The following is a 3880-nucleotide window of genomic DNA, read 5'->3' on the forward strand; positions in this document are numbered from 1 at the left end:
TGCTTCGTCTCAAGCTCCCCCTCTATACTTGACAGCGCTTTTCGCTGGTTATTTGTCGCATACACTGAAATCGTATCGGTTGAAATTCTAGACTTACGGCATGGATAGCGTAAAACCGCTAATAAACACCGAATAATCTCAATAATGAAACGTTTATAGCCATACAAAAAATGATATAGGTCACTACGCCCGTAACCTAAATATAATTCCTTTGAATAACGAATGCTTAGTTGTTCTAAGAGAAACTTTAACGTCACTAACCTGCAACTCTCTTTGCAATTGAAGGAGGAAGCTCAGTGTCGAACATGTATGCAGTCACCAAAACCCGTTCCCCTTCAGTAATTTCTGCCCCACGATGAATAAAAGATGTATTCACGAAAAATGGATTACACTTCTCTTTCAATACTGGTTTTAGCTTGAACCCTTTATGAGATAAGGCTGAAATTTTTTCGTTTGTAAATCTAAACTTATTCCTACGCAAGTAGTTAAGAATAATCACTAGTCGATCTTTCCAGACTGAACCAGAAGTAAATAATGTTAGAGGCCCGTTTTCAGTTTTAGTACAATCAGTTAAATACATGAATAACTTATATTGACTACGCACAGAGTCTACATGCCACCCACCACCACTGCCGTCTGGCGAGTTATCTGCAGTGATATGATTTACCATTAGCACAATATTTTTTGGCGAACGCCCCAACTCTCGTTGGTACGTATCTGAAGCTAGGAGCTTAAAATCATCAAAAATAGATGAATACCCTTCTTTAATGTTCCAAAACCTATTGTCTCCCTCAATAGTTGCGATATTTGAGCATTGCACACTCTTATCTCGGATATCCTTAACAACGCTATCTAGTTGCTCGCATTGGTAACAAACTTCATTCAAGCTTTTAAACATTTTCGTACATTCCATATTTTAAATATATACGCAAACAGTGTTGGTATTCTTACGATCACGATCAACCCAGACATAAGTACAATAGGCACGATGAGTAAATGCCCAAATAGAAAAGAAAAAAGCTCTATGCGAGTAAATATACGCGGTTTGTTTAAGTACCAAAATAACTTCTCTGAGTTCAGCATATTTGTCGCAGCCACCAAATTTATTGCAACAAAAACGACAAAACAAATTACATTTAAACTTTCTTGGAGTTCTGTTAACTGAGTACAAGCAACAGCATATACCAGAACTGAAATAAGTATTGTACCTGACATTGTCTTTAACTGAGGCCCAGACAAAAATTGAAACCTGTAGTTCTTATCTTTAACTATATTTGCCTTAAAGTTGCTCATATAGGTCATTTCAAAAAACATCAACGACAAAGACCCGATCTGCGCAATCAACGTATAAATCCACAGAGTCTCGTAGCTAATTAAAGCATACAAATAACGGTCACTTTGCTGATTAAATTTACTAACAAAAGATGATAAAAAATAGTTAGACTGGCGCAAATATTCCTTGTAAAAATTGCTACCAAACAAAATTTTCCCGTGGCGAGCACTGCCTTTCAATAACCCACCAGAAACGACTGACGTTATTAACGTTATTACGAAAAACACAACCATCCAATGACTTAAATCAACTTCTGGCTGAATAAGCACTCCCAGCGGTATTAAAATAATAAATAAAGACCTAAAAAAGTTATGCCTAGCCCACTTTTCTCGATTACCTTGATATAAGTAAACCCTAGATTCATCATGAACAATATGTTCACTTATTATGAAAAGGCCGATAAAAACAATTATTTCATAGTGATAGAATTCGTACAGTATTAAGAAGACTGCTATTACAATCAACAAAAATAGGTTAAAGAGAAATATCCCTATCCTCACCCCCTCATAATAATTAGCTCTATCTGTATCGGCATACTTAAACAACAGTCGATAAGACCCAAAAGATAGTGACGCCATCAAAGTAGCTGACAAAACGATAGCTAATGAAAGCGTGTTCGCAACTTCAGCTGACAAGAACTTAGCCGAAACAAAAACCGCTCCAGGTTTCAGTCCGACGTATAGAAGCCTCCATAGGAAGTAAAGATTTCTTGCTGAAAGCATGGGAGATCAACCAGTTTATTATCTAAGGTAAGCTTTTTAGGTAGTCTTTCATAACTCTGAAATTTGAATCTATAACTCCCCTCGATGGTGAAATTCGGGGTAGTCCATTGTTTATTTCATACTCAATAGCACCGCTCAACTCAGAAACTAAATTCTCGCTTGTATGAAAGGTGTCAAAGATTCTAAGTCTTCTAATTATCCGAGCAACAATTCCCATGCCAACAGAGTCAAACGCATCTAAAACCAGGCCGCCAAATACGTCTCTCAACGCCTTTCCTCGGCCATCCTCCGCTACTAGAACAGAAGGTTTAGAAATACTATTCATGAAAATATGTGCATGAACTCTATATCCTATATGTAAATCACATTGACTATAATACTCGATAAGATTTTCCGCAGAACCAGATATATCAACGTAGTCTACGCCCTTTTCTTGTAGCCAGGTAATAAATTTCTGATGCCCGATTAAGTGCTCTTTCTTAGCAGAAGGAGTCTTCAAAAAGCTTTCCGTTGTGCCATGGTGAAAGACTACTTCAAACTTGGCATTTGGGAACAAGGCTTTTGTAGAAAGAATTGCGCTCTCCATCTGTTTTTTTAACGATTTTGAATATAAAAAAGCCACTCCTAGTGAAAAAGCAACTCGACAAATCTCTTCTTGTTCAAGCGAGCTAGAACCGACATATTCTAGGTCGTAAGTAGCTGGGCAACCGGTCATCAAGCCACATCTAACCCCAGAGGTACTAAGGACATTCAATGTGTGGTAATCACGCACACTTACGGGCAGATCATCTTTATCAATTCTCGATAAGAGCCTCAATGTGCTTTCAGATAAGTCATAATTTCGAGTATCTGGCCACCGCCCTGATAAGCTCTTCCACCCAACCCCCATCATAGTGATAGGTACTTGAATTTGATCTAAATTTTGTGTCAATGGGTAAATTCCAGGATACATATTCTTTTGCAACGCAGGCCCGCCCAACAATATCAAAGCCTTAGAATTATTGACTAGTGATAAGGTTTTCTCGTCAAAAGCCTCCCAAGAATTTAGATCAATAACCTTCCGATCAGGTCTCACATCGCTAAATAGCCTAAATGCTCTATGCTTTATCAAAAAGTCACCAGCATTGTTCTTAGAGCCAGTCAGAACTACATAATAAGGCTGCTCGTTATTAATACTTTCCATCAAACTATGTCTTCCCAGCGAACTAAAGTGTCATCTTCAATATCAACACGAGCCTCTTTACCAACAACTGAATCCCAGTTAATAGGGCTTATACCATGCGCAGGCCTTTTGGCAATTAAGTTATCTTCAGTTATTGTTTGACCTTTCTTGATATCCCCTTTCGCAACAATACTTCTTCGTGCGTTTAATCGAGCAGCACTTTCTTTACTTAGGTCTTTAGAAGCCCCAGATATCAACTCAGCATACAGTTCTGCCTTACCAACAAATCTACTTAGGTCTTCTTTGTTCATTGCATGATAATGATCATTTCCAGGAAGTGTTTTATCATGAGTAAAATGCTTCTCCAAAATACACGCACCCAATAGCATAGAGGCCTCTAAACTACTAATAGTCTCGTCAGGAGCCACATGATCTGAATACCCAATTACCACATCCGGAAATACTCGAGCTAGCGTTGTAATCATTCCTAGTTGAGCATGGTCTATCGGTGTTGGGTAATTCAATACGCAATGAAGCAAACTAATCTCTTTTGCACCAGCTTCCCGTGCTACCTGCAAAGCAAACTCTATCTCAGGTAATGTAGCTGCGCCTGTTGACATAATTAGAGGCTTTCCCGTTGAAGCACACTTTCTGATCAATGGA

At 38.4% G+C, this 3880-nt stretch carries 5 protein-coding genes; all 5 read right to left on the reverse strand.

Features of this window, described 5'->3' with window-relative positions; genetic code table 11:
* The coding region (locus A3729_RS33945) for a hypothetical protein (protein ID WP_231877428.1) at window positions 1-257 on the reverse strand (257 nt) is incomplete at its 3' end.
* Window positions 257-898 carry a hypothetical protein gene (locus tag A3729_RS12370; protein ID WP_068633922.1) on the reverse strand — a complete coding sequence of 214 codons (642 nt, stop codon included), beginning with the start codon at window positions 896-898 and terminating at the stop codon, window positions 257-259. The genes A3729_RS12370 and A3729_RS33945, both read right to left, overlap by 1 nt.
* Window positions 883-1968, reverse strand: coding sequence for a hypothetical protein (locus A3729_RS12375; RefSeq protein WP_156497923.1), 1086 nt, complete (start codon window positions 1966-1968; stop codon window positions 883-885). Before A3729_RS12375 ends, A3729_RS12370 begins: the two co-directional genes overlap by 16 nt.
* A 109-nt stretch (window positions 1969-2077) precedes the next feature.
* Window positions 2078-3238, reverse strand: a complete 1161-nt coding sequence (locus tag A3729_RS12380) for a polysaccharide pyruvyl transferase family protein (protein ID WP_068633926.1) — start codon at window positions 3236-3238, stop codon at window positions 2078-2080.
* Window positions 3238-3880, reverse strand: a 643-nt coding sequence (locus tag A3729_RS12385; protein WP_197475830.1) for an N-acetylneuraminate synthase family protein, incomplete at its 5' end; no start/stop codon positions are given. The genes A3729_RS12385 and A3729_RS12380, both read right to left, overlap by 1 nt.

The sequence above is a fragment of the Oleiphilus sp. HI0043 genome, from assembly GCF_001634935.1.